Source organism: Rhodococcus sp. 1R11 (genome assembly GCF_004563845.1).
Taxonomy (GTDB): domain Bacteria; phylum Actinomycetota; class Actinomycetes; order Mycobacteriales; family Mycobacteriaceae; genus Rhodococcoides.
This window is the reverse complement of record NZ_SPNG01000003.1, coordinates 220,708-244,971: the sequence shown is the minus strand read 5'-3', so window position 1 is coordinate 244,971 and position 24,264 is coordinate 220,708. Positions and strand designations below refer to the sequence as shown.

Genomic DNA, 24,264 nt, shown 5'->3' with positions numbered 1-24,264 from the left:
ACTTGTTCGACGAGCAAGTGGCGTCGGGCAGCACGGTGCCCGATAGGGTGTGTGTCACAGACTTGCTCGACCCCCGATACGTGCTCGGTGAATGGAGAACAACAGTGGCTTCCGAGATAGCACCAGGCGACCTGGTTCAGGCGTCCGGGCACGCAGGCCCGTGGAAGGTGCTCGAGATTCGTCAGGGATTGGCGTTGCTCGAGCATCACGACGGCCATCGGCTGTCGGTCCGTACGACGACGGTCGAGGTGGTGCGCAAGGCATCGCCGGGCGAGGGCTCGGCTCCGCTGGAAGAGGCGGAGTCCGAGAGCCCCTCGCTGTTCGACGAGAGCTGACCTAGCGCCGCCCACCGTCGGCTGCGTACTTCTGCCGTAGCGACTTGGTCATCTGCTTGTATTCCCTCAACTTCTCGCTGCGCGTCCGCGCGTCATGACGTGACGTGGTCCAGGCGTTCTCTCGTAACAGCTTTCGATAGTTTCCCAGCCGGCGGTCGGTGAGTTCGCCTGTCTCGACGGCGGCGAGAACGGCGCAACCGGGCTCGTGTGCGTGCGCACAATCGCCGAAACGGCACAGTGCGGCGAGCTCGTCGATATCCGAAAAGGCGCTCGCGACTGCGTCTTCCGATCCTTGGACGCCTACCGATCTCAATCCGGGAGTATCGAGCAGGGTCAGTCCCAGCCGTGGTACCGCAATCAATTCCCGATGCACCGTCGTGTGTCTGCCCTTGCCGTCCGCCTCGCGAGTGATACCGGTGGCGAACGCGGTGCTACCGATCAGAGCGTTACCGAGAGTCGATTTACCTGATCCCGACGGCCCGATCAGCGCGACCGTGCCGTGCAGATGTGCTGTCAGCGAGTCGATTCCGTCGGCCGACACCGCGCTGGTGCCGCAGACGGTGACACCCGGCGCGGCGGCCAGTACCGACTCTTCGGTGACGCGTCCGCTGTCGGTCTTCGTGATCGCGACGACGGGCACACCGCCGCTGCCCCACGCCAGCGTGAGGTAGCGCTCGACGCGACCGAGATCGAGGGCCGTGTCCGACGCGACGGTGACCACGACGGTATCGACGTTGGCACCGAGAACCTGTGCGGCCGAGGTCGATCCGGCACTGGCTCGAACTATGGCCGTCCGGCGGGGCAAGATGTCGATCAGCCGGAACGATTCCGTGTCCAGTGCCACCCAATCCCCGGTGCAGAGGCCAGTGCCGGTGCCGCGCGCGATTCCGTGCTCGGTGACGGCGTCGAATTCACCGCGGTCGACGCGAACCACGCGGGCGAGAACTGCGCTGTGAGAATGCCGTTCGAACTCGTCACGCCAGTGGTGATCGAGTCCGTATTCGAGTAGAGAAGACATGCGAGAAGTCCTTCGTAGAGGAGGTGTGAGGGCTCGGGTGTGTTCTCGTCCAGGTGGCCACGATGCCTACCTCCTCACTTCTCGAATGCACAAAACCGTCGACGGCAAACTAGCAGCCGTCGACGGTGGGGGTAAAGCGATTTATCGACCGAGGTTGGTGCCCTCGGCCGGTTGCGCCAGAGCGGTCAGGAACGAGCGGGCCCAGCGGTCGACGTCATGGGCGAGAACCTGCCGACGCATGGCTCGCATGTGCCGCTTACCTGCCTCGGGTTCCTGCTCGAGCGCTCCGGTGATGGCGTCCTTCACGCTGTCCAGATCATGGGGGTTGCACAGGTACGCCTGGCGCAATTCTGCAGCAGCACCGGTGAATTCGCTGAGTACCAGCGCGCCACCGAGATCGCTGCGGCAGGCCACGTACTCCTTGGCGACGAGGTTCATGCCGTCGCGTAGGGGAGTGACCAGCATGACGTCGGCAGCGACGAAGTATGCGAGCAGGTCCTCACGGGGAATGGGGCGATGCAGGTAGTGCACCACCGGGTGGCCCACCTGGCCGTACTCGCCGTTGATGCGTCCCACCTGCTGTTCGATCTCACCGCGCATGGCGACATAGCTCTCGACGCGTTCACGGCTGGGCGTCGCCAATTGCACGATGACGTTCTCGGCCGGATCGACTCGGCCTTCTTCGAGCAGCTCTCGAAAAGCGTTGAGCCGGACGTCGATTCCCTTGGTGTAATCCAGTCGGTCGACGCCGAGCATGATCCGTTTCGGATTGCCGAGGTCTTTGCGCAACTGCTTGGCGCGGTCTCGGACGGCTTTCGTGCGCGACTTGGTGTCGAGGTCACCGGAGTCGATGGAGATCGGGAACGCTCCGACGCGTACGGTCCGGAACCCCACCTGGACGACGCCGAGCTTGGACCGCACACCGACGGTTCCGCGTGAGGTGGTTCCCCCGGCGAGGCGTCGGGCGAGGTAGAGGAAGTTCTGCGCACCGCCGGACAGATGGAATCCGATCAGGTCGGCACCGAGCAGTCCCTCGACGATCTCGGTGCGCCACGGCATCTGCATGAACAGCTCGATCGGCGGGAACGGGATGTGCAGAAAGAAACCGATGGTGAGATCGGGCCGCAGCATCCTGAGCATCTTGGGCACGAGCTGGAGCTGGTAGTCCTGAATCCACACCGTTGCGCCCTGCGCGGCTGCCTCGGACGTCTTCTCCGCGAAGCGGCGATTGACTTCGACGTAGGCGTTCCACCAGTCGCGGTCGTACTCCGGCTTGACGATGACGTCGTGGTAGAGCGGCCACAGCGTGGCGTTGGAGAAGCCCTCGTAGTACTGGGTGTATTCCTTCTCGCTGATCGGCACCGGACGCAGGTGCAGATCGTCCTCGACGAACGGCTCGACGTCGACGTCGGATACGCCGACCCATCCCACCCAGGCACCCTTGTTGGCGCGCAGTATGGGCTCGAGCGCAGTGACCAGCCCGCCGGGGCTGCGCTTCCATCGCGTGCTTCCGTCGGGAAGTGTCTCCAGATCGACCGGCAACCTGTTGGCTACGACGACGAAATCCGAACCCTGCGAGGCGTCAGCCACAACTGTCCAATCCGCTTGTTGATCCCTGGGTAATCAGCCCTGCGAAAACCTGTCAGTCGGTCTTCGCTACGGGGTCTATACCCAGCATCGACAACAACATGCGGCACTCGTCTGCATCGGTCGCGTAGGCGGCGACGACGCGCTGGGCCTGGCTGGCGGTCTCGTACTCGAGTGGGACGATGTCTTCGTCGGCGATGTCGTTGTCGGTCGATGTCTTGGCAGGCATGGTGTTCTCCGTACTCTCTACTGGACGTACTCGGTGTTCGCTGGTGCCAACTCTATGTAAATGTGTCGCCCCATCGCCACTTCCCGATGCCATAGGCTGCAGCAAATGACCGATTCTGTCTCGCTTCACCATGCTCGAAACGTGGTGGAGGCACCTTCCCCGGCCACCGGCGGCGCAATTCTGCGCCGCACCGTACGTCGCCATCGCACCCGCTTGATCGTCTCGTCACTGCTGTTCGGGGTGCATCAACTGTGCGAAACGATGGTTCCGGTCGCGATCGGTCTGATCGTGTCGCGCGCGATCGACACCGGCGATGTCACGGCGATGATCCTCTCGTTGGTCGGTCTTGCAGCTCTGTTCGTCACACTGTCCTACGCCTGGCGCATCGGTGCTCGCATCATCGTCGTGGCTATCGAGCGTGAGGCCCACGATGTACGGGTGGAGGTCGCCGGCCGCGTTCTCGACCCACGCGGCCTGCGCACCGATCTCTCGGCGGGGGAGTTGCTGACGGTGTCGACATCCGATGCCGAGAAGGAATCTTGGATTCTCGATCTGATCGCGCGAGTGTTCGCATCGGCAGTTGCGGTCGTCGCGTCGGCGGTGGCATTGCTGATCATCGACATTCCGCTCGGCCTGGCCGTCGTCATGGGGACCCCGGTGATCCTGATCGCGCTCCAACGACTCGCGCCACTGCTCACCCGCGCTGCCACCGCGCAACAAGCAGAGGTGGCCGGGGTATCGGGGATGGCTACCGATCTGGTCAGTGGGGTGCGCCCGCTGCGCGGAATCGGAGCCGAGGACGCGGCCACCCAGCGGTTCGTGACGTCGAGCCGAACGGCACTGGCGGCCACGCTGGACTTGGCCCGCGCCAACAACGTCTATCAGGGCCTGGCGGCGGCGGTCAACGCGCTGCTCGCAGTCGGAATTGCCGGTACCGCAGGCTGGTTCGCGTTGCAGGGGCGCATCTCGGTCGGCGAGCTGATCACCGTCATCGGGCTCTCGCAATTCGTCATCGAACCGCTGACCGGGTTGTCCAGGATCCCCGGCGTGGTCGCGATGGTGCGTGGCTCGGCCGATCGGCTCGCACTCGTACTCGGTGCCGATCATGTTCTGCCGCAATCCGATTCCGCGGTGCCCTCGGGTACCGATCTCGCCGTCGACGAGATCGGGTTCCGTTCGCTCGACGGCCTCACCTTCTCGGCCGCACCCGGCGAGATGCTCGGAATCGTCGCTTACCGTCCGCAAGACGGGGAGGCGCTCGCCCAAGTGCTCTCCGGACAGATCTCCGAGTCCGATTACACCGGAACGGTACGTATCGGGGGATTCGCAACAGGGGACATCGATCTCCGACGCGCCCGCGAGACCCTGCTCGTCGAGCCGCACATCACCGACCTGTTCGCCGGCACCGTCCGCAGCAACGTCACCGCAGGTCGCGCACAGTCCGACGCCGAACTCGCCCGCGTGCTCGAGGCCTCCGCGGCCACCGACGTCGTCGAATTGCACGAAGCCGGACTCGACCACGCCGTCACCGACCGCGGTGCCAGCCTCTCCGGCGGGCAGCGTCAACGGGTCGCGTTGGCGCGGGCCCTGTCGGTCGACGCCCCGGTGCTGGTGCTGCACGACCCCACCACCGCAGTCGACGCCGTCACCGAGCACACGATCGCGCGCGGCATCGCCGAGCTACGACACACCGGCAGTGCGGGGCAGACCACGATCCTGATCACCACCAGCCCTGCGCTGCTGTCGGTTACGCATCGCGTACTCGTCGTCGGCGACGGACGCGTCGTCGCCGAAGGAACCCACCACGATCTCGCGTCGTCCGACGCGCTGTACAAGGAGACGGTGCTGCGATGACCGCCCCCGAACTGCTTCCCATCGCCACCGGTGCCAGGTCGGGCAGATGGCTGTTGGAACAGCTGCGCCAACGCAAGCTCCGCACCGCGGTGACGCTGCTGCTCGGCGCAGTGGCCGCGGCGATGTCGCTGGTGCCGGTCTATGTGCTCGGTGTCTTGGTCGACCGCGTCCGCGATGGGGCCGACTCGTCGACCATTGTCGGGGTCGTCGTCGTGATCGCGGTGGCAGCGGTCATCGGCGGTGTTGTCACCGGCTTCAGCGGTTACCTGATCAGTACCCTCGGTGAGGGCATCCTGGCGTCCCTACGTGAGGCGGTCGTTCGACGCGCCCTCCGTCTGCCGGTGGCCACGTTGGAGCGAGTAGGCAAGGGCGACTTGCTCTCTCGTGTCGGCGACGACGTCGCGGTGATGGCCAAGTCCATCGGCGAAGTGATTCCCCAGCTCGTCGGAGCATTCCTGCTCGTGTGCCTGAGCATGATCACGATGCTCGGAATCGACTGGCGTCTGGGGCTTGCCGGTCTGGTGGCATTGCCGATGTATGTCCTCGCCCTGCGCTGGTACCTGCCCCGATCGGCTCCGATGTACGCGGCAGAACGAGTCGCCATGGGCGAGCGGGCCCAGTCCTTCGTCAGCAGCATGCAGGGCGCAAAGACGGTGCGCGCCTACGGGCTCGAAGACGAGCACCTCGGCGAGGTGGATCGAGCGTCGGCGAAAGCCCGCGACATCGGCGTCGACGTCTTCCGCCTGTTCACGCGCTTCGGCTCACGCAGCAACCGCGCCGAATGTGTCGGCCTGTCGGTGATCCTGCTGGCCGGATTCCTGCTCGTACGAGGCGATTACGTCACCGTCGGTGAGACCACGGCCGCGGCGCTGCTGTTTCATCGGCTGTTCAATCCGATCGGCACCCTGCTCTTCACGTTCGACGACATCCAGTCTGCCGGTGCGTCGTTGGCTCGGTTGGTCGGTGTGATCGACATACCCGACGAGCGGCCGGTGGGCGACGGTTCCGTGCCTGTCGACGCCACCCTCGATGTCGTCGACCTGCGCCATTTCTACGACGAGGGCCACGAAGTTTTGCATGGGGTCGACCTGCGCGTCGATGCAGGCGAGACGGTCGCGCTCGTGGGATCCACCGGTGCCGGGAAGTCGACCATCGCGGCCATTGCGGCCGGATCGATTGCGTCGACATCGGGAACGGTTCGTGTCGGCGGTGCATCCCTGGATGCATTGGGGCATCAGGGATTACGACGGCACGTCGCGATCGTCAGCCAGGAAGTGCACGTCTTCGCGGGCCCACTGATCGACGACGTGTTGCTCGCAGCCCCGGACGCCGGCCGCGATGACGTGGAAGCCGCACTGCGGACCGTCGGTGCCTGGGGATGGGTCGAGGCGCTCGAGGAGGGTCTCGACACCGCCGTCGGCGAGGGTGGTCACCAGTTGACCGCGGCGCAGTCGCAGCAATTGGCTCTGGCGCGGCTCGTGCTGGCCGATCCGGCTGTCGCGGTGTTGGACGAGGCTACCGCCGAGGCCGGTAGCTCCGGTGCCCGCGACCTCGAATTGGCTGCGGAGGCGGCGACGAAGGGTCGCAGCACGTTGATCGTGGCGCATCGGCTCACCCAGGCCGCCGCCGCCGACCGCGTCGTAGTGCTCGAACACGGAAAAATCGTGGAGCAGGGTCCGCACGACGAGCTGGTCGCTGCTGGTGGGCGTTACGCGGAGCTGTGGGAGGCGTGGCAGGGCCGCTGACCGCTTTAGTAATTTGCCTATAGCTATTAGTTTTGGCTACGGTGTCCTCGGAAGATGGAGGAGGCCGACATGGCACGCGCAGGATTGACCGCGCAGCGCATCGTGGCAGCTGGAGCGGATCTGGCCGATGAGATCGGCTTCGATCGCGTTACCGCGAGCGAGGTAGCCAGACGTTTCGATGTCAAAGTCGCGAGTCTGTATTCGCATCTGAAGAACGCACACCAGCTCAATGTCGGCATTGCTTTGCTGGCGTTGGAAGAACTGGCCGACCGGGTCGCGGAGGCGTTGGCGGGCAGGGCGGGCAAGGACGCGTTGGTAGCAGTGGCCGACGCGTACCTGGTCTATTCGCGCGAACATCCCGGCCGATACGCGGCGACCCAGTTTCCTCTCGACCACGAGACGGCGATCAACAGTGCCGGGGTGCGGCACTCGGCGATGATGAAGGCAATTCTTCGTGGGTATCACCTGAGCGAGATCGATCAGGTGCACGCTGTTCGATTGTTGGGCAGCGTCTTTCACGGTTTCGCCAGTCTCGAAGCGGCCGGATCTTTCGCTCACAGTGCGCCCGATTCGCAGGAGTCGTGGGCCCGAATCCTCGACGGAATCGACTTACTCCTACGGCAATGGAGGCAAGAACAATGAAGCCGATCACCGAACGCGACATCAGATCGTCGTTCGTCAACTCGTCCAAGGGTGACGCCACACGGCTTTCCCTCCCCGATATGTTCGACGAAGCGCCGTGGGAGGATCTCGATTTCCTCGGCTGGGGCGACCCGAAGCTGGCGGGACGAAGCTACATCGTCGTACCGCAGGAAGATCGACTACGTGGAATTGCTTTGCGATACAAGGCAGGTGGGCCGCGTACCGCGCAGATGTGCAGCATCTGCCTCACCACCCATGCCAACGGCGGTGTGTCGCTGATGGCCGCTGCGAAGGCAGGGGAGTCCGGGCGACGCGGCAACACCGTCGGTACCTACATCTGCTCGGATCTCGCATGTTCTCTGTACGCACGCAAGAAGAAAACACCGGCCCTGGGACGACAGTTCAAGGAGGACTTCGACGTCGACACCCGCACGGCGACGGTCAAAGACAATATCGACGCATTCCTCGCTCGTGTCCTCGGCTGAATGTCGCTGCGCGTATGACCTAGCTCTTTTGGCTGGACCGCTGCGGGCGCAAAGCTGTGAAAAGCCAGGCCGCTGCCGCGACAATTGCCAGACCTCAGCCCGCGATGCCGGCCCATGGCAGATCCAGTCGCGGGATGGCAAGAACGCCGAACATCACCAGAGTGGCGAACAGCGGGGAGAGTCTGTGCCGGGCATGGATAAGTCGAGTGGACTCGGTTCCCGTTCGTCGCATGCGCATCTATTCGCCTCGTCGATGTGTTTGGTGAACCTACAGTAAACCGGTAGGTCGGTCTTCAATGGCGCGCCCCGGTTGATACCCATGGAGTGTGGCGCAACGGTCGTAGCGCGTCCGAGGATTGGTGATTTGCCTAGCACGGGCCACCGACAGGTTCCGGTTCGCGAATCCTCATGCACAGCAATAGTTTTCGATTGCACCATCATTGCGCATCGAACACACGTTCGATACACTTGGTTCATGACAACGGAGATCTGGCAACTGAGCGAGAGCGAACTCCTCGCCGACGTTGCTGATGTCTCCCACACGATCCAACTGCTCGAAGCACGCCGCATCGCCCTCGTCGCCGACATCGACACCCGCGTGAGCCGAGAGAAGCTCGGCTTCCCCGGACCCGCAGGCTGGCTGACCTCCACCACCCTCCTCACCCCGAGCAAAGCGAACAAGATCGTGGCCCTCGCTCGCGGGTTGAAGAACTTCCCCGACATCGCCGACGCCGTCAACACCGGCAGCATGACCGTCGACCACGCCGCCCTGATTCTCACCTTCGCCGAAACACCACCGAAGAACCTCCCCCAAGAGGGTCGCGATATCGCCCGCAAAGCCATGATCACCGCCGCAACCGGACCCGGCGCAAGCACCGACAATATCCGAGAAGCGATCACCAAACTCGAAGACACCTACGGCGGCAACAAGCCACCACCGGAAGACACCGACCGCAACGAACTCTTCGCCTCGAAAACCCTCAACGGACGTCTCGTGGCGAAGATGGATTTCGATGCGATCACCGGAGAAAAGCTGCTCACCGCGCTTTCGCCGTTGACCGAACCCCGCCCTGCCGCCGACGGCACCCCAGACGAACGCAGTCCCGCACGGCGACGCGCCGACGCCTTCGGACACATCCTCGACCGCTACCTCGCCTCCAGTGACCGCCCCACCGAAGGCGGCGAAAAACCCCACGTCAACCTGCACATCCGTTTGCAGGACCTCACCGACCTCCGCGACAGTGCCGACGACATAACAGACGACGAAACCTCGCGCGCAGCAACAGAATCCGACACCGAGACCGACGCAGCAGATCCGGTCGACATCAACACCGGCGACCCCATCGACACTGACGCAGCAACCGAACCGGACCACGAAAACGGCAGCGGCAGTGGCGATTGCGGTGGAGGTGATGCTGTAGCCGACCGCGGCGCATATCGGGACCTGTTCGGTGACGGCACCACCGTCGGCTGGCTGCCGTGGATGGGCCCGCTCTCCCGCAACACCTCCCGCCAACTCGCCTGCGACTGTGTTCTCACCGCGATCGTCATGGACGAGAACGGCAACCCGTTGAACCTCGCCCGCACCGCCCGCACCGTCACCGCGAAACAGAAACGCGCATTGACTGCCCGCGATCACGGCTGCGCGTTCCCCGGCTGCGGCAAACCCGCCGCCTGGACCGAAGGCCATCACATCTGGCACTGGGCCGACGGTGGACCCACCGACATGAACAACCTCGTCCTCCTGTGCGGGTTTCATCACCGACTCATCCACCACAGCGACTGGGAAGTGTTCATCGCCGCCGACAACCACCCGTGGTTCGTGCCACCGGCCACCGTCGACCCCTACCGACAACCCCGACAATCCCACGCCCGAGCCGGCCCCCACATCGCCTAGGCCCGCACAAAAACACCAGCCCCACACAAACACACCAGCCCCGCACCGAGAACACAGTGCGGGGCTGGAAGAGGTTGTTGCTGAGCTCGATTCGAGAGAGTCGGGCTGTCAGTCCTTGTTCTTCTCCGCGATGAACAGCTTCTCGATGCGCTCTGCCTCGTCCTTCTTGGCGTCGGCTTCCTCGGATCGCTGTGCGGCCTCGGCCAATTCGGCCTCGGACGGTGCTGCAGCCAACTTCTCCTGCTTGTCGACCTGAGCCTGCTGAGTCTTCTTGCGGTCCTCGGCTGCCTTGGTCGCCGCCGCAGCCTGCTCGTCGGCCCTCTTCTTCTTGGCAGCCGCTTCGCGTTCGGCTTCCTGGGCGGCCTCGCGCTTGCGCTGCTCGGCCTCTTGTCGCGCGTCGCGGGCGGCTTCCTGGGCTGCGGCGTCGGCGGCCCGGCGGTCTTGCTCGGCGGTCTCACGAGCCGTCTTCAGGTCGGCGTCCGCGGCAGTCTTCTTCGCACGTGCCTCGGCGTCCAAACGTGCTGCTTCGGCGCGGTTCTCGGTGCTGTCGACCAGCGTCTCGCCGCGGTCGGCAAGGCTTCTGTCTCCCAACAGGTTTCCGACGGCACGATCAAGGGATCCGAGCGTGTGCTCGTACGCGAGCCGTGCCGGCGATTCTGCATCCATCTTCACGACGACGTTGGTCTCGATGAGCTGCAACGGAATTCGGGCGATCTTGTACTGAATTCGCAGTATGGTCAGTGGTAGGGCCAAAACACTCATGTAGTCGAACTCCTAGATCAGCAGTGGTGGGTCAAGCCTGGTTGCGGAGCTCTTCGGCCTTCTTGCGGTCAGCCTCGGCCTGTAGCAGCGCTTCCTGGTGCTTCTGTGCAGCGACCATTTCGTCCGCATCTGCAGCGGCCTGCTCGGCTTTGCGCTCCTCGATCGCTTCGATCTGTTCGGCCGTTGCGTCGACCTCGGCGGCCGTCCGTTCCTGCGCCACGGTCTCACGCTTGTTCTGCTCGGCCGCGGCCACCTGGGTCTCTCGAACGCGATCTGCGTTCGCCTCGGCTACCGCCGCGTTCTCTTCCGCGGCCTCGCGTCGACTGTCCGCCGCAGTCCGGACGTCGGCGAGCTCCTCGGCGGCCTCGGTGGCCTGTGCATCGGCGACGCGTTCGGTGGCCTGCGCCTCCTTGCGTTCGCGGGCCTGAGCGGCCTGCAGCTGGCCCTCGGCCGTCAACGAGTCGTTGCCGGTGACAGCGCCGACGACCTCTTTGGCTTTGCCCTTGATTCCGTCGAGCATTCCTTTGCGTGCTTCGCCCGCTACGTTCTCGTCAGTCATGTAACTGCAGGTACCCACTGGCCGTTCGAGTAACCCCGCGCCGACGTCGGACGATACGATCGCCGACGAACGAATCAGCAGTGAGGAGACGTATGCCTATCGCAAAGATCAACGGCATCGACGTGAATTACCAGGTCAAGGGCAGCGGAGACCTGGTTGTTCTGATCATGGGCACCGGCAGTCCCGGCCGAGTGTGGGAACTGCATCAGGTACCGGCCCTCCTGGCGGCCGGCTACCGGGTCTGCACGTTCGACAACCGCGGTATCGCGCCGTCGTCGGAAAGTGCGACCGGTATCACCATGGACGCCATGGTCGCCGATACCGAGGGCTTGATCGAACTGGTCCGTGACGGTGCCGAGAAGGCCTTCGTCGTCGGAACGTCGATGGGCTCTCGCGTCGCACAAGAGTTGGCTCTGAAGCGTCCCGATCTGGTTCGCAAGGCGGCGTTCCTGGCCGGGCACGCGCGGGTCGACGAGTTCCAGAAGACGCTCGCCCAGGGCGAACGAGCGCTGTACGACAAGCGCGTCGAGCTGCCGGGCACGTACTCGGCCGCTGTGACGGCGGTGATGAACCTGTCGCCGGCCACGTTGCGTGATGCGCGAACGGCTCGCGATTGGCTCGACCTGTTCGAATTCTCGGCATCCTCGCCGTCCGCCGGAGTGCGCGCGCAGCTGGGCATGGACGACGATTTCGACCGCACCAACGCCTACCGGGCAGTGTCGGTGCCGTGTCTGTCTGTCGGGTTCGCCGACGATCGGATGATTCCCGCTTACCTGGGCAAGGAGCTCGCCGACGCGATTCCGGGGGCTCGATACGTGGAGATCGCCGACGCCGGACACTATGGGTATCTCGAGCGTCCCGAGGCCGTCAATGCGCACTTGCTCGACTTCTTCAAGGCCTGACGCCACCTGAGCACGACCTGCGTTGCTAGGGTCGTGTGGCACCTCACGGTGCAGACTTACCAATCAAACGTTCGCGACGAGTGAGGCGAGATGAGTACCAACCCGTTCGATGACGAAGACGGACGCTTCTTCGTGCTGGTCAACGACGAAGATCAGCATTCGCTGTGGCCGACGTTCTCCGAGGTCCCACAGGGGTGGCGTGTCGTCTTCGGTGAAGACACCCGCGCTGCGTGCCTGGAGTACGTCGAGAAGAACTGGACCGACATGCGTCCGCGCAGCCTGCGTGAGGCCATGGAGGCCGACGCAGCTGCCCGCGCAGGTGCTGAGGGAGCCCCCAGCACCGAGGCTTGAGTTCCGCCTTCTACGAAGGACTCGTACCGCGCCGCCGACGAACCGTCGGTCGGCGCGGTTCTTCTCTGCGGCGAAGCGTCGGGCGCAATAGTTCCTCGGTGCGTGCCAGGATCCGGGGTCGACGCAGTGTTCGCGCACCCCACTCACCCAGGGTGACGCCCGCAGCAAGGCCACAGCCGACGCCGAACGCCGCGAACAGCGAGCTGATGCCGAGCAGCAATTGGTCGTTCAGAATCGCGTACAGCCCTCGGTAGAGCGAGAGACCGGGCAGCAATGGTGTGATGCCGGCGACGGCGACGATGAGCGGTGGAATGAGCGCTCGACGTGCGAGGAGACCACCTGCGAATCCGACGACCGTGGCCGCGATTGCCGAGGCGATGATCGGTCCGACATTGAGTGTCTGCGACAGCAGATACACCAGAGAGCCTGCGAAACCACCCATGAAGGCAGCCGTCAGGGCGCGCCGCTCGGCGTAGCAGGCCAGGGCGTAGAACAGCGACGCTGCTGCGCCGGCAATGACCTTCGTGGGGACCTGCAGGATGTCCGGTGGTGCCAGATTGCTGATCTGTGGCAGGTCGCTGCCGATCAACGCGGCCAATCGAAGCGACGTCGCGACACCGGCGATGATGCCGCCGGTCATCATCAGCACTTCGAAGAATCTCGACACTGCCGTGATCGGTGCTCCGGTGATCGCGTCCTGCACCGAGCCGACGAGGGACAGACCCGACAGCAACACGATGACACCGGCCGCGATGATCTGCGACGGTGAGATTTCGATGTTCAGCTGCCCCTGGAAGTTGTACAACGTGATCGCCGGTGTCGCCGCCACGAAGCCGCCGACCACTTGCTGGAAGAAGAACGGCAACCCCGCGCGATTGAGAATGCGTCCGATACGGTCGATCACCATCGTCGTCAGGAAGCTCACCACAGCCACGAGCGGGCCACCGCCGAGCAGCACGCTGATCGCGGCGGCCATGCCGGACCACGCAAGGGTGGCGATCCACCGGTTGTAGGGGTGCGGGGCCTTGGTGATCTCGTCGAGCCGATCGAGTGCCAGGCTCGGCGGCACCATCTTGACGCGTACCGCGCGGATCAGACGGTCGACCTCGGCCAGTCGTGTGAAGTCCATCGATCGGTAATGCACGATGCGCATCGTCGACGCAGGCGGACGCGTCGGGCCGCGGTGTGCACTGAGGGTGATCGAGTTGTACGTGACGTCGACGTCGCAGCGTGCAAGGCCGTACGTCGCGGCGATGAACTGCACCTGAGTCGCCGTGTCCATCGCGGCAGTCCCCGAGGCCAGAAGGACCTCGCCGACGCGCACCGCCAGGTCCAGCACCTCCGCAACCGATGCATCGTCGGTCAGATCGATCGGACGTAGGGGCGACGGCGCTGCGGTCGGTGTATCGATGGTGGCCCGACGCTCACCGGTGAGACGGCTCAACGAAGCCGTCAGGTCTTGCAGGAAATTCATGACCGTCTTTACACGTTGCTGGGGTGATCCACCGACAAGGTACCTGTTGACACTGAGCGTCCGGTGAACGGATATGATTGGCTCGCTTCACTGCCTCCTTAGCTCAGCGGTAGAGCACTCGCCTTGTAAGCGAGCGGTCAACGGTTCAATCCCGTTAGGAGGCTCTCTTGGCTCCGATTCCGTCCCTGGGATCGGAGTTTTTGCGTTTCGTCGCGGATCGGCTCCTCGGTTTCGGATATCCGACGCCGATCGGAGTCGGATATCCGAAACGTGGGAGCTGATCGAGCGGACGGCCCGCATCTACGCCCTTCGTCGGAATCCACACCCTTCGTAGGAGGTGTCGATTCCGATTGAGGGCGTGAATTCAAGTCTTCGCTGCGCAACCGCGGGCCCACCACATCGCCACGAGGCGGAATACGAAGAGCCGAGTCATCGTTGACTCCATCGACGGTGTTCGATCCCAATGCCCCGGGTACCAACCATCAGCCGCTACGAGCGGCCACCTGCCGAGAGGCGCACTGGCGAACACCGTCACCCAACATCGAAAGTCCTGCATCACCCGCCGATGCGCGTCAGTCGGTCTTGTCTGCCGAACCCATCGACCCCATTTCGGCGGCGAATTCTGTCGCCATGGCTTTGGAGAGTGCCTGCGCAGCCGACAGCGGACGCACCATCACGGTGAAATTGTCGATCAGGCCGTCGGAGTTCAGGTGGAGGATGTCGCAGCCGTTGACGGTCACGTCGTCGATGCGGGTCTCGAAGAACAGGACGTGATCACGGCCGCCGATGTCTTCGACGGTTTTCACGTAGCGGAGGTCCTGGAAGACGCGCGTGACGGCGCGCAGTATCGCCGCGGTCAGCTCCTTGCCGCGGTACGGCTTGAATGCGACGGGGGAGCTGAAGACGACGTCGTCGGCCAGGGTGGCGGCCATGGCATCGTGGTCGTTGGCCTCGACGGCCTGTCGGAACTGCTGCACGCGTCATCTCCTGGGTGGGGCCAGGGCCTGAGACACCCTCGGCTGGTGACCGAACCATACACAATTTTGCGACTATGAACGGATGATCGGCGTTTTCATCTGCGTCCCGCGCGGGTGTCGAGTACTTCGAGGACGCGGGCACCCCAGCGAAGCGATTCCTCCTCGAACATCCGTCCGCGCATCAGGGTGAGGTACGGGCCGATGCGATCGGCGGTGGCCAGGAACTCGGTCTCGGTACGTCCGTCGAGCAGGCGGTGCGCCATCCGGTCGTACCGAGCCAGCTTGTCTCGTGAGAGCTGCATTCGTTCTCGGATCGCATCGGTCATTGGCTCGAGGTCCCCGGCTTCGAGAGCGTGGATAGCCACCAGGTGCTCGTCGCGAATGGCCGGAAGCTTCGGTTGCCGATGGCTCACCTGGCGCAGCGCTGCGCGTCCCTTGTCGGTGAGGCTGAACAGGCGTTTGTTGGGTCGACCGTCCTGCTCGACCAGTCGCGCCGAGATCACCTCGTCCTGGTCCATTCGGTCGAGTTCGCGATAGAGCTGTTGGGGAGTGGCAGTCCAGAAGTTGGCGACGGTTGCGTCGAACGCCTTGGACAGGTCGTAACCCGACATCTCCCCGTCGACCAGTGCGGCGAGCACGGCATCACGTAGCGACATGATCCAGGACAGTACCCGTCGCACGGCGGCCGGATGTCCTGGTATTAGACAACTTGTTGTATATTGCTGCCGAGTGAAAGAGCGGTGAAGTGGTGGATCGGACGAAACAATTGCGATACGTAGCCCTGGGCGACAGCCAGACGGAAGGGCTGAACGACGGCAACGACGACACGGGCTTTCGTGGTTGGGCCGATCGGCTCGCCGAGCTCATGGCCGAGAGCGCAGACGAGGTCGTCTATGCCAACCTCGCGGTACGTGGTCGTAAGGCCGCGCAGGTCAAGGCCGAGCAGTTGCCGGCCGCTTTGGCGTTGAAGCCGACGGTCGCGTCCGTCGCTGCCGGTGTCAACGACATCTTGCGTCCGCAGTTCGATGCGCGGACCGTGGCAGGTGAAGTGGGCGCAATGTTCGCCGCGCTCCGAGCGGCCGACTGCACCGTGATCACCATGACGTTTCCCCGACTCGCTCACCCGGTCCCCGGAAGGACCGTCATCGCCAGGCGTATGACCGAGCTCAACGCCGAGATTCGCAGAGTCGCAGCCGAATCCGATGTCGTGGTGATCGACCTCGAGAAGCACGACGTGGCCTCTGATCCCCGGCTGTGGAGTTGGGACCGACTGCATCTGAACGAGACGGGACATGCGCGGCTCGCTGCGGCCACCGCCTACGCCCTCGGTCTACCGGGTGCCACCGACGCATGGAATCTTCCGTTGGCACCGCTCGCCAGACCGCGCCTGTACTCCCGAGTTCGCGCCGACCTCACCTGGGCCGGAATGTTCCTCGCGCCGTGGTTGACTCGTCGGATTCGTAAACGCTCCTCGGGTGACCGTCGTACGGCCAAGCGGCCGGAGCTGACCTCGGTACTCGGGTAGAGCCGGGCGAACCGAAGCGAGCAGACCAGGTAACTCCTGAATCAGAATCCCGGGCCGAGATCTGCAGTGTTATCGACCAGGCTGCGCCGCATCCAGCTGTACACCCTCTCGTCGTTGAGCAGGGTGAAATGGTGCGCACTGTAGATCGCCAGACCGTCGTCCGGTCGAAGTCCGATGTTGCGGAGCTTATTTCGACCTCCGGCACTGTCGGTACGGACCAGGCCGTCACCCACGAAGACTCCGACCGGGTTGCGCGGACTTCCGGTGACGACCGCGGACGCGTGATGATGACGCACCCGTTCCGGAACCGAGATGTCCATGGCGGCACCGACATCGAAGCTGTCGGTGTACCGAGCATGGCCGTCCTCGTCGGTGATCGCTCCGTGGATCAGATCACGGATACCGGCACTTCGACGCGCCAGTAGGTTCGCGAACGGCCGGGTCTCGGGTACGAGTGCCATTGCGGCCGCGGCGACGTGGACGCCGTGGGCAAGCGGCGCGCCCAGATGTGGTGTCCCCAGAGTGAATACGTCCGTCAGCAGATCCACCCATCGTCGACCGCCTTCGGCAGCGTGGTGAGCAGCGCTGCGTGAGACCAGCCCGCCCATGGAATGTCCGATTAACGTGATCCGGTGTACCCGGACGGGCCACGCCGGTACGAGCTGCTCCAGCAAGTCCGACAGGTCGGCACCATTGGCTGCAATTCGGCGTCCGGTGTTGTAGCGCAGAAAGATCGAGGTCGTCCCGGCTTCGGCGTCCAGCCGCTCTCCGTATGTGGGCCGCCCACCGAGCCGCCATGCGTATTCCGTTTCGACCAGCCCATGGACGAACACCACGAGGTGCGCTCCCGCAGTGGGAAACCCGGCGGCCAAGGCTCGGTACTCCGGGGGTACAGGGCGTCCGTCGACTCGAATCGACATCGGATGGGCCAGTACCCGGGCTGTTCTCTCCATGTCGTCGCCGATGAGACCGTTCAGAACGGCAATGGTTTGCGCGCCACGGCTGGTGTGCGACGGCCGCGAGTCGTCCTCGGTCACGTCGTCGCCGTCGGTCAGGGAGCCGTCAGCCAGGGAGCCGTCGGTCAGGGAACCGACGATCTTGGCTGCGCCGGTGCAGGCGGCCGCGATGCTCGCGTACGTGCCGGCGGCGATCGCGTCGTGCATCAGTTGTGTCGGCAGGGCGGCGGGACCGACGCCGTGTTTGACGGCAGCGAACGTGCGTCGTGCAATCGCCGAGTGGACGGCGCGAACGCCACCCGCAGCCGATGCCAACTCGCGAAGCGTGAGCTCGCCGAGCTCACCCCACTCCTGTGTGCGCCGAGATTTCTTCCCCGGTCCAGGTTTCGTCCCCACCACATTCAGTGTACGCACGTCCACTGAAACTGCTGGCTCCGCAGAATTGGCGTCTCAGTCCCGGCGGCCGACCACCGGGTTGAGCTCGGAGTTCGCGAGGCCACCGGGCTCGATGCCGGGGAGGAATTCGCGCCATGTGCCGCTGATCAGGGTCGGCGACTCGACGACGCGGGTGCCGTCGGCGAAGTAGGTGGTGGCCAGCGCGCGACGCGGCTGTGTCGTCCGGTTCGGGCCTGCGGTGTGGAAGCACAGCGCGGAGTGGAACGATACGTCTCCCACGGCGAACGGCTCGGACTCCACCGCCACGTTGCGCGTGCGGAAACGCTGGGTGACGGCCTCGTCGTAGGAGGTACCGACCTTGTCGAATTCCAGGTCGGCGACCTCGCTGAGAACGTCCCGTCCGCGCGCGAACGACAGTGGACCCATCGGGCCCGGAATTGCCGACACCGGCATCCAGGCGGTGACGGCGTCGGTGGTCTGCAACGGGAAGTGCTCGGCGTCGTGGTGCCACGGTGTGCGTCCGCAGCCGGGCTCCTTGGACAGCGCATTGTCGTGGTACAGCCGAACGCCAGGCACGTCGAGCAGTGCCGCGGCCAACCCGCCGATCCGGGGTGACAGTGCTACGGCACGCATCAGGTCGTCGTGGAGCCACATCTGCTCGAGTGCGGTGAACCGGCCTGCAACGTCGTCGCCGTGCTCGGCTCGCAGTAGTTCTTCGAGGCGGTCGGCGAGGCGTCGTACGACGGCAGGCGAGAACACGGCGGGCAACCGCACGAAGGCGTGTCGGGCGAATGCATCGACGGCAGCCGGGTCGAGATCGTAGGGCTCGGCGAGTTCACGCTCGACTTGTTCGTCCGTGGCGGCCTCGACATCCGGCAGTCCAGGGCCGTCGACGAGTTCGGCGGGTGCGGCGTCGTTGGCGGCCAGCGTGACGTACCAGTCCCACCAGTCCTGGTCGTTGCCCGCCCAGTCCTGGTCGATTCCGCCCTCGCGATTGCGTTCGGGCAGAAGCTCGTTGGTGGCAGGGTTGTTCAGAGCCACAGCAGGGCCGCCTCGTGCGAGAAGGTGTAGGAACCGGACGCGTCGCGACACGAAGCGAGGTAGTCACCGAGCACCGGGGCCGCTTCCATCTCGTCGAGTGACACGGAGTCGTCGAAGGCGCACCGCTGCAGAAAGCCTTCGGCGACAGCGCGATCGGACGTTCCGGTGGTGTACGAGACGCGCTGATCGCGCACGTCCGCACCCGCGCGGATCAGCGCGTCGCGCACCTGCTCGGCCGTCGTGTACGGCGTTGCTTCGCGCACGCCGGCGCGGAAGGCATCGTAGAACGCGATGTAGTGGGAGGCTTCCGTGGCCTGCGCGACCAGACCGAGACCACCGGGAGTCATTGCGGCCACGAATCTTTCGGCTGCGGCATCCAACTCGGCGGGCGGAAGGGCGTAGAGCGCGTGGGTGGCCCACACGACGTCGTAGCCTGCGTGATCGGCGGGCAGATCCTGCAGTGTCATCACCAGATCGTGCCGGGCGACGAAAGGCGCGGCCAGAGCTCCGCGTGCCTCGGCCACCGAGAATTCGGATGGGTCGAGCAGGTCGTAGGCGACCTCGGGTACCGCGGACAGGTCGGTGTAACGGCGGAGCGCAGTGGGGAATTTACCGCTGCCGCAGGCCACGTCGAGTAGCGACCAGCCGTCGTGAGCCCGGCCGGCGAGCAGCGTCGGCCAATCGGCTGCCAACGCCAGCTGGTGATAGTCCTCGGTGGCCAGAGCGTAGAACGCCTCCATACCCGTCCGGCCCGCCTCGCTCCAGTGCTCGAGACTGCGTTCGGCTGTGTCTCCGCTGCTCACGAGATTCCTCCTAGGAAGCCAACTACGACGCACCGGACGGGGCGTCATGGTTGACTCGGTCCAATGTCCAACATAGCTCTGAATTCGCCGACCGACACTGCCGTCGTGCTCATCGACGGATTGCGGGCGATGCGGCGCGGGGCCGAGGCGCTGGCGGGCCTGCCGCCCGAGTCCTACGCCGAGCACCACGCCGCCTTCGAGATGCTCTCCGATCAGCGCGGTCTGATCGCCCAGCACTTCGCAGATCGGCTGGCCGGGATGGGGAACGGACCGCTTTCGGTGCTGTCGGTGGGCTGCGGAGACGGTTCGCTCGATGCCAGGCTTGCAGCGGGCCTGGTGCTGCGGGCACCCGGCCGCACGGTGCGGTACGTCGGCATCGACCCCTGGATCGGCAGCGCCGAGCTCTTCGCCGCCAAGATGGCGGCGCTCGAGGCCACCGAACTCGACGCCAGCGCGTACGTCGCATCGTTCGACGACGCACCCGTCGACGAGACTTTCGACGTCGTGATGTTCGTGCACTCGATGTACTACGTCGCAGACCTACGAGCAACGCTGCATGCCGCGCTCGCCCTGCTGCGACCCGGCGGCGAACTGTGGGTGGCGATTGCGCCGACGGCCGCGCTCAACGCACTCGTCGAAGTACTCGCCCCTCCGCTCGAGGGGCATCGGCAATGGTTCAGCGCAGATATCGAGAAAGCGTTCGTCGACGCCGCGATCGTCCTCGACGACACGGTGACTCTCGATGCGCTGGTGGACCTTTCCGCCGCGAGCAACGACGTGCTGGACTTCGCGGTGCAAGCCCGATTGACCCCCGAGCTGCACGAGCCGGTGCGGGCCTACCTTGCGGCGGTATCGGTTCCGGATGCGGTTGGCGGACTTCGAGTTCCGCATCCGGTCGACGTGTTCAGCGCGACCCGTCACTGAATGCGTCGACGCCCCTGAACGTGTTGACCCGCTTATTCGGGAAAGTGGACAGAGGTCAGGTCCAGGCCATGCGGGAACGGTTGTCCCAGTAACTCTGCGGGGACTCGGCGATGTCGAGGCGGTTCGCCGGCAATGCTGGGTCGATGGAGAGTGCGGCGATGTTCTGTTCGAGTTGTGCCACCGTGGCAGCTCCGGACAGCACCACATCGGCCCACGGTTGTGCGAGGGCGACGGCCAGTGCGAGTGCGTCGCGGCCGACTGCGGCCGAGTCGGCGAGTGCGGCAAGTTCGGAGTTCTCGGCGACGAGTCGACCGTTGGCCATCGCCTCCTTGACGACGACGAACCATCCGGCCTCGTGTGCTTCCGCCAGGGCGGGGGCGGCGGACGGTTCGAGGGGGTTCCACGTCGACTGCACCGAGCTGAACACCCCGATCTCGAGTGCGGCACGCACGACATCGGCCTGGTGCGGCCCGCTGGTGCTGATGCCGATGCGGGTGCCGCCGGCGGCCAGCGCGCGTAGATCGTCGAGCAGGGCTGCGTCGCGGAGGGCGGGGCTGTCCGGGGTGACGCTGTGAATCAGGTAGTGGTCGGGCTTTCCGCCGAGGTCGTGCACGGTCTGCGGCCACTGCTCGGCCAGACGTGCAACCGAATGTTCCTTGACCTCGTGTACCGCCGCGCCCCGTTGGAAGTCGGCGACATAGGCGTAGCCCCACTTCGAGCCGATCACGAGTTCCTCGCGCCGGTTCGGATGAGCAGACAACCAGCTGCCGAGGAACTTCTCGGCCAGACCGTAGGAGCGTGCGACGTCCAGATGTCGAATGCCGCTGTCCCAGGCGGCGTCCAGTACCGAATGACACAGCTGCTCGAGTGCGGCTGGATCGAACCGCCCGTCCACCGCACGCGAATGTCCGACCGTCAGATACTCCGGGCGTCCGAGTGCGGCAAGTCCGAGACCGAGTTGCGTCATGCCTCGAATACTCTCATCACTGCCGAACGCAGAGGCTCGCCGCGGGGCTCGGACCCGATCGTCACAGAGGCGAGCCGTCGGTCGTGGCCAGAGCCCCGGCGGTCCCGCCGTCTGCGCAGCGCGCAACGGCGACGACGAGGGGACCGTACGGTGGTCGCCACTCACTGTGCAGGACGTCGTAGGCACCACGTGGGATCGAGATCGATGCTCGAGCAACGTTTTCCGTCCGAGAAAGTGGAACGCGGACCCCGTCGACGAATGCCTGTAGGTCATCGATGGAGCCGTCGGCCTCGACAACGAAGGTGAGTTCGTCGCTTGCGGACCCCGGGCGAATCCGAACGTCGGTCACGGCGACGGAAACATCGGATTCACCGACGCGGCCGATGCCGTCGAATACTCGCTCGTCGAGCAATGCGGGGGTACGCGAGGGTGGCTCTCGCCGGGTACCGAGGGCCTCGACCGAGCGAGCGATACGCAGCAGGGTGGTATCGGAGTATGCAGCGCCGGCGAGGGTCGCGCCGACCGGCATCGAGGTATCGCTCATCGTCCCCATGGGAACGGTGACGGTGGGGATGCCGAGGTGGCGGGGCACGAGATTGCCGTTGGCCACCCAGACTCCGTTGCGCCAGGCGACATCGGCGGACGCGACGTTCACATCGGCGTCGGCGGGGCCTACGTCGGCAACGGCGGGGAAGACGACTGCGTCGAAGCGATTGTCCTGCAACCACTTCTCGAAGTCGACGCGGCGGACGTCCTCCAGTCCCCGCATGCCGGCCTCCACGGACGGAATGCGGTCGAACGGCGTCACGCCCGCCTTCGCAATGGCAACGTAGTCCGCGAGGTCGTAGGCCGTGTCGAACGGGAGGATGCCGTATCGATCGGGTAGGGCACCGGTGGGGTGGGGAAAGATGCGCGCAGGGTCGGTGTCGGTCAGTCCGCGCAGGCCTGGCTGACCGTTCGAGGCGAGGAAGCTCTCCAACGCCCACACGGAGAGCTCGCTGAGCTCGCGTTCGAGGAATTCGGCGGGAACCATGCCGCGGTCGACCATTGTCTGCGAGTTCGGTTGCAGGCCTTCGTAGTTCTCCACGACGGGGAAGTCGGTTTCGATGACCTCTGCGCCTGCAGCCATCAGATCGTCGCGCATGGTGTGCCACAGGTTCATCACCGAATCGCGGGTGTGAATCGGGTATGCGCTGTCGGGCTCGCCGTTGACGTACAGGCGCGGTACGGCGAGTCGGAGTCCGTGCAACGGCAGCGGCGGCAGATCGATGAAGGACGCGGGCCGGACCTCCGATGCCGGCGGAATGAGCACCCAGTTCTGGGTGCGCCACAGGTCGCCGTCGGTCACCGAGTCGTCCGCGACGACCACGTCGAGAAGCCGTAACAGGTCGTCGACCGTACGGGTATGCGGCACAACGACATCCATCGTGGGTACCAACGGCCAGTTGCCACGCACCGACATCACCCCGCGAGAGGGCGTGTATGCGACGAGAGCATTGTTCGACGCGGGTGCGCGTCCGGAAGACCAGGTTTCTTCGGCGAGCCCGAAGGCGGCGAAGCTGGCAGCCGTCGCCGTGCCCGATCCGTTGGACGAGCCCGAGCCGAACGCCGAGGTGAGAAACTCTGCGGAGTAGGGACTTTCGGCGCGACCGTAGAGTCCGCGCTGCATTCCGCCCGCTGCCATCGGCGGCATGTTTGTCAGACCGAGACATATCGCGCCTGCCGCCCGCAGCTGGGCCACTGCGAAAGCGTCGTCGGTCGCGACGAGGGTCTCGAATGCGGGCGAGCCGGCCGTCACCGGAAGGCCGCGCACCTTGTAGCTGGCTTTCGCGGTGTAGGGGACCCCGTCCATCGGGCCGAGGGTCTGCCCAGCACTCCGGCGTCGATCGGCTGCGCGGGCTTCCTCGAACGCGTCGGGGTTCAGTACCGGGACAGCGTTGAGGCTGATGCCGGTGCGGTCGTAGTGCCCGATTCGATTGAGGTAACGAGCTACCAGTTCGACGCTCGTCACCGTGCCCTGTGCGAGCCCAGCGGTCACGCTGTCGACATCGGCCTCGACCACGGTGAAGGAAGGATGACTCATGACAGCACTAAAACACACGCTGTCGGTTTTGGGAACGGGTGGACGGAAGAAAGTCTCGACGTGCAAGGCTGTCCGTACTCTGACCACCGTCCGAGAGGAGACGACGATCGCACGACCACCGCGCGCCATTCTCAGCCGCGACATCATCGCCCACACCGCGTTGGCACTGGTCGACCGCCACGGAGCCGAGGGTGCCAGCATGCGGGGAGTGGCTCAGAAGCTCGGGGTCAACCCGACCTCCCTCTACAACCATGTTGCCGATCGCGCGGCCATGATCGAAGACGTACGGGCATTGGTCTCGGCTCGAATCGACTCGGCACCGCTACGTGAAATGCCCTGGGAGGAGGGGCTCGTCGCGTGGGCCCGGTCGTACCGGTCCGCTTTCGCGAAGCACCACCGCGCTGTTCCCCTCCTCATGACCACGCGCGCATCGACCCCGGTGCTCTTGGCGGAGTACGAGGATTTCGCAGTTGCTGCGGAGGCAGTGGGTTGGGCCACCAGAGACGTGCTGCCTCTCCTCACCGCGTTCGAATCGTTCATCCTCGGCAGTGTGCTCGACATGTCCGGTCCGAAGGTCGTGTTCGACCCGACAGACCAGGAAGAAGACTTCCCGCGTCTGGCCGCGGCCTACGAGACTGTGTCGGACGAGCAGGACGACGATCCCATCGCCACCCGTGCCTTCGAGATGGGTCTGGAGATGCTGGTCGCATCGTCGCGTCCGTGGCGTTAGCTCGAGGCTCGCGTCGACGTAC

The 24,264-nt window shown here is 65.0% G+C and carries 24 protein-coding genes and 1 tRNA gene; 12 read left to right on the top strand and 13 right to left on the bottom strand.

Features of this window, described 5'->3' with window-relative positions; genetic code table 11:
- Positions 1–104: 104 nt before the first annotated feature.
- Entirely contained in the window at positions 105–335 is a 231-nt protein-coding gene (locus tag E4P29_RS07025) for a hypothetical protein (RefSeq protein ID WP_135043128.1), read from the top strand.
- A gap of 1 nt (position 336) precedes the next feature.
- Here the strand turns inward: E4P29_RS07025 and rsgA are convergent, their stop codons facing one another.
- From rsgA to E4P29_RS25890, 3 genes are all read right to left on the bottom strand, one after another.
- The gene (gene rsgA, locus E4P29_RS07020; protein ID WP_135043126.1) at positions 337–1,353 is read right to left on the bottom strand and encodes a ribosome small subunit-dependent GTPase A; all 1,017 of its coding nucleotides are present in this window, start codon (positions 1,351–1,353) and stop codon (positions 337–339) included.
- Between the two features lie 141 nt (positions 1,354–1,494).
- Positions 1,495–2,943 carry a trehalose-6-phosphate synthase gene (locus E4P29_RS07015; RefSeq protein ID WP_135043124.1) on the bottom strand — a complete coding sequence of 483 codons (1,449 nt, stop codon included), beginning with the start codon at positions 2,941–2,943 and terminating at the stop codon, positions 1,495–1,497.
- A 52-nt stretch (positions 2,944–2,995) separates the two neighbouring features.
- Positions 2,996–3,169, bottom strand: coding sequence for a hypothetical protein (locus E4P29_RS25890; RefSeq protein WP_008710019.1), 174 nt, complete (start codon positions 3,167–3,169; stop codon positions 2,996–2,998).
- A 105-nt stretch (positions 3,170–3,274) separates the two neighbouring features.
- Here E4P29_RS25890 and E4P29_RS07010 point away from each other — a divergent pair, with 105 nt between their 5' ends.
- The 5 genes from E4P29_RS07010 to E4P29_RS06990 all read left to right on the top strand — a co-directional run bounded on the left by E4P29_RS07010 (position 3,275) and on the right by E4P29_RS06990 (position 9,792).
- The gene (locus tag E4P29_RS07010; RefSeq protein WP_209205322.1) at positions 3,275–5,023 is read left to right on the top strand and encodes an ABC transporter ATP-binding protein; all 1,749 of its coding nucleotides are present in this window, start codon (positions 3,275–3,277) and stop codon (positions 5,021–5,023) included.
- A complete protein-coding gene (locus E4P29_RS07005; RefSeq protein ID WP_135043122.1) occupies positions 5,020–6,768 on the top strand; it encodes an ABC transporter ATP-binding protein in 1,749 nt (582 codons plus the stop codon). The genes E4P29_RS07010 and E4P29_RS07005 overlap by 4 nt, the downstream gene beginning before the upstream one ends.
- A gap of 69 nt (positions 6,769–6,837) precedes the next feature.
- Complete coding sequence (locus E4P29_RS07000; RefSeq protein WP_135043120.1) at positions 6,838–7,410, top strand: TetR/AcrR family transcriptional regulator; 573 nt, start codon at positions 6,838–6,840, stop codon at positions 7,408–7,410.
- Positions 7,407–7,895 carry an FBP domain-containing protein gene (locus tag E4P29_RS06995; RefSeq protein ID WP_135043118.1) on the top strand — a complete coding sequence of 163 codons (489 nt, stop codon included), beginning with the start codon at positions 7,407–7,409 and terminating at the stop codon, positions 7,893–7,895. Before E4P29_RS07000 ends, E4P29_RS06995 begins: the two co-directional genes overlap by 4 nt.
- 475 nt (positions 7,896–8,370) lie before the next feature.
- The gene (locus E4P29_RS06990) at positions 8,371–9,792 is read left to right on the top strand and encodes an HNH endonuclease signature motif containing protein (protein WP_135043116.1); all 1,422 of its coding nucleotides are present in this window, start codon (positions 8,371–8,373) and stop codon (positions 9,790–9,792) included.
- A gap of 108 nt (positions 9,793–9,900) precedes the next feature.
- On the opposite strand, the gene E4P29_RS06985 is transcribed toward E4P29_RS06990, so the two are convergent.
- Both E4P29_RS06985 and E4P29_RS06980 read right to left on the bottom strand, forming a co-directional pair.
- Positions 9,901–10,554 carry a hypothetical protein gene (locus E4P29_RS06985; RefSeq protein WP_135043114.1) on the bottom strand — a complete coding sequence of 218 codons (654 nt, stop codon included), beginning with the start codon at positions 10,552–10,554 and terminating at the stop codon, positions 9,901–9,903.
- A gap of 31 nt (positions 10,555–10,585) precedes the next feature.
- Positions 10,586–11,113, bottom strand: coding sequence for a general stress protein CsbD (locus E4P29_RS06980; RefSeq protein ID WP_135043112.1), 528 nt, complete (start codon positions 11,111–11,113; stop codon positions 10,586–10,588).
- A gap of 92 nt (positions 11,114–11,205) precedes the next feature.
- On the opposite strand from E4P29_RS06980, the gene E4P29_RS06975 reads away from it, so the two are divergent.
- Complete coding sequence (locus E4P29_RS06975) at positions 11,206–12,015, top strand: alpha/beta hydrolase (RefSeq protein ID WP_135043110.1); 810 nt, start codon at positions 11,206–11,208, stop codon at positions 12,013–12,015.
- A 90-nt stretch (positions 12,016–12,105) separates the two neighbouring features.
- Positions 12,106–12,366 carry an MbtH family protein gene (locus E4P29_RS06970; RefSeq protein WP_135043108.1) on the top strand — a complete coding sequence of 87 codons (261 nt, stop codon included), beginning with the start codon at positions 12,106–12,108 and terminating at the stop codon, positions 12,364–12,366.
- A gap of 10 nt (positions 12,367–12,376) precedes the next feature.
- On the opposite strand, the gene E4P29_RS06965 is transcribed toward E4P29_RS06970, so the two are convergent.
- Positions 12,377–13,840 carry a threonine/serine exporter family protein gene (locus E4P29_RS06965; RefSeq protein WP_135043106.1) on the bottom strand — a complete coding sequence of 488 codons (1,464 nt, stop codon included), beginning with the start codon at positions 13,838–13,840 and terminating at the stop codon, positions 12,377–12,379.
- Between the two features lie 92 nt (positions 13,841–13,932).
- Between E4P29_RS06965 and E4P29_RS06960 the strand changes: the two genes are divergently transcribed.
- Positions 13,933–14,004: transfer RNA gene (locus tag E4P29_RS06960), tRNA-Thr, on the top strand.
- Positions 14,005–14,412: 408 nt separating this feature from the next.
- On the opposite strand, the gene E4P29_RS06955 is transcribed toward E4P29_RS06960, so the two are convergent.
- Complete coding sequence (locus E4P29_RS06955) at positions 14,413–14,817, bottom strand: nuclear transport factor 2 family protein (RefSeq protein WP_135043104.1); 405 nt, start codon at positions 14,815–14,817, stop codon at positions 14,413–14,415.
- Between the two features lie 95 nt (positions 14,818–14,912).
- On the bottom strand, positions 14,913–15,473 hold the full coding sequence (locus tag E4P29_RS06950; RefSeq protein ID WP_032391856.1) for a PadR family transcriptional regulator: 561 nt from the start codon (positions 15,471–15,473) through the stop codon (positions 14,913–14,915).
- An 89-nt stretch (positions 15,474–15,562) separates the two neighbouring features.
- Between E4P29_RS06950 and E4P29_RS06945 the strand changes: the two genes are divergently transcribed.
- Positions 15,563–16,342, top strand: coding sequence for an SGNH/GDSL hydrolase family protein (locus E4P29_RS06945; protein WP_209205321.1), 780 nt, complete (start codon positions 15,563–15,565; stop codon positions 16,340–16,342).
- Between the two features lie 41 nt (positions 16,343–16,383).
- On the opposite strand, the gene E4P29_RS06940 is transcribed toward E4P29_RS06945, so the two are convergent.
- The 3 genes from E4P29_RS06940 to E4P29_RS06930 are packed head-to-tail and all read right to left on the bottom strand — an operon-like array spanning position 16,384 to position 19,538.
- Positions 16,384–17,694, bottom strand: coding sequence for an alpha/beta hydrolase (locus tag E4P29_RS06940; RefSeq protein ID WP_135043102.1), 1,311 nt, complete (start codon positions 17,692–17,694; stop codon positions 16,384–16,386).
- Between the two features lie 54 nt (positions 17,695–17,748).
- Entirely contained in the window at positions 17,749–18,735 is a 987-nt protein-coding gene (locus E4P29_RS06935; protein ID WP_135043100.1) for a phytanoyl-CoA dioxygenase family protein, read from the bottom strand.
- Positions 18,726–19,538 (bottom strand): class I SAM-dependent methyltransferase, encoded by an 813-nt coding sequence (locus E4P29_RS06930; protein ID WP_167735402.1) that lies wholly within the window; start codon positions 19,536–19,538, stop codon positions 18,726–18,728. The genes E4P29_RS06935 and E4P29_RS06930 overlap by 10 nt, the downstream gene beginning before the upstream one ends.
- A gap of 63 nt (positions 19,539–19,601) precedes the next feature.
- Between E4P29_RS06930 and E4P29_RS06925 the strand changes: the two genes are divergently transcribed.
- Positions 19,602–20,462 carry a methyltransferase domain-containing protein gene (locus E4P29_RS06925; protein ID WP_135043096.1) on the top strand — a complete coding sequence of 287 codons (861 nt, stop codon included), beginning with the start codon at positions 19,602–19,604 and terminating at the stop codon, positions 20,460–20,462.
- A gap of 55 nt (positions 20,463–20,517) precedes the next feature.
- Here the strand turns inward: E4P29_RS06925 and E4P29_RS06920 are convergent, their stop codons facing one another.
- Together E4P29_RS06920 and E4P29_RS06915 are read right to left on the bottom strand one after the other, a co-directional pair.
- Positions 20,518–21,429: an aldo/keto reductase gene (locus E4P29_RS06920; RefSeq protein ID WP_135043094.1), complete on the bottom strand. Its 912-nt coding sequence runs from the start codon at positions 21,427–21,429 to the stop codon at positions 20,518–20,520.
- A gap of 61 nt (positions 21,430–21,490) precedes the next feature.
- On the bottom strand, positions 21,491–23,512 hold the full coding sequence (locus E4P29_RS06915) for an amidase (protein WP_135043092.1): 2,022 nt from the start codon (positions 23,510–23,512) through the stop codon (positions 21,491–21,493).
- Between E4P29_RS06915 and E4P29_RS06910 the strand changes: the two genes are divergently transcribed.
- Complete coding sequence (locus E4P29_RS06910; protein ID WP_135043090.1) at positions 23,511–24,242, top strand: TetR/AcrR family transcriptional regulator C-terminal domain-containing protein; 732 nt, start codon at positions 23,511–23,513, stop codon at positions 24,240–24,242. The two genes, E4P29_RS06915 and E4P29_RS06910, sit on opposite strands and share 2 nt — an antisense overlap.
- Positions 24,243–24,264: the final 22 nt, after the last annotated feature.

Bases quoted from the DNA above. Each gene is read 5' to 3' on its own strand.
- E4P29_RS06925 (WP_135043096.1), top strand. From the start codon at position 19,602: ATGTCCAACATAGCTCTGAATTCGCCGACCGACACTGCCGTCGTGCTC.
- E4P29_RS06985 (WP_135043114.1), bottom strand. From the start codon at position 10,554: ATGAGTGTTTTGGCCCTACCACTGACCATACTGCGAATTCAGTACAAG.
- E4P29_RS06920 (WP_135043094.1), bottom strand. From the start codon at position 21,429: ATGACGCAACTCGGTCTCGGACTTGCCGCACTCGGACGCCCGGAGTAT.
- rsgA (WP_135043126.1), bottom strand. From the start codon at position 1,353: ATGTCTTCTCTACTCGAATACGGACTCGATCACCACTGGCGTGACGAG.
- E4P29_RS25890 (WP_008710019.1), bottom strand. From the start codon at position 3,169: ATGCCTGCCAAGACATCGACCGACAACGACATCGCCGACGAAGACATC.
- E4P29_RS06965 (WP_135043106.1), bottom strand. From the start codon at position 13,840: ATGAATTTCCTGCAAGACCTGACGGCTTCGTTGAGCCGTCTCACCGGT.
- E4P29_RS06950 (WP_032391856.1), bottom strand. From the start codon at position 15,473: ATGTCGCTACGTGATGCCGTGCTCGCCGCACTGGTCGACGGGGAGATG.
- E4P29_RS06990 (WP_135043116.1), top strand. From the start codon at position 8,371: ATGACAACGGAGATCTGGCAACTGAGCGAGAGCGAACTCCTCGCCGAC.
- E4P29_RS07005 (WP_135043122.1), top strand. From the start codon at position 5,020: ATGACCGCCCCCGAACTGCTTCCCATCGCCACCGGTGCCAGGTCGGGC.
- E4P29_RS06980 (WP_135043112.1), bottom strand. From the start codon at position 11,113: ATGACTGACGAGAACGTAGCGGGCGAAGCACGCAAAGGAATGCTCGAC.
- E4P29_RS06915 (WP_135043092.1), bottom strand. From the start codon at position 23,512: ATGAGTCATCCTTCCTTCACCGTGGTCGAGGCCGATGTCGACAGCGTG.
- E4P29_RS06910 (WP_135043090.1), top strand. From the start codon at position 23,511: ATGACAGCACTAAAACACACGCTGTCGGTTTTGGGAACGGGTGGACGG.
- E4P29_RS06975 (WP_135043110.1), top strand. From the start codon at position 11,206: ATGCCTATCGCAAAGATCAACGGCATCGACGTGAATTACCAGGTCAAG.
- E4P29_RS06970 (WP_135043108.1), top strand. From the start codon at position 12,106: ATGAGTACCAACCCGTTCGATGACGAAGACGGACGCTTCTTCGTGCTG.
- E4P29_RS07000 (WP_135043120.1), top strand. From the start codon at position 6,838: ATGGCACGCGCAGGATTGACCGCGCAGCGCATCGTGGCAGCTGGAGCG.
- E4P29_RS07010 (WP_209205322.1), top strand. From the start codon at position 3,275: ATGACCGATTCTGTCTCGCTTCACCATGCTCGAAACGTGGTGGAGGCA.
- E4P29_RS06995 (WP_135043118.1), top strand. From the start codon at position 7,407: ATGAAGCCGATCACCGAACGCGACATCAGATCGTCGTTCGTCAACTCG.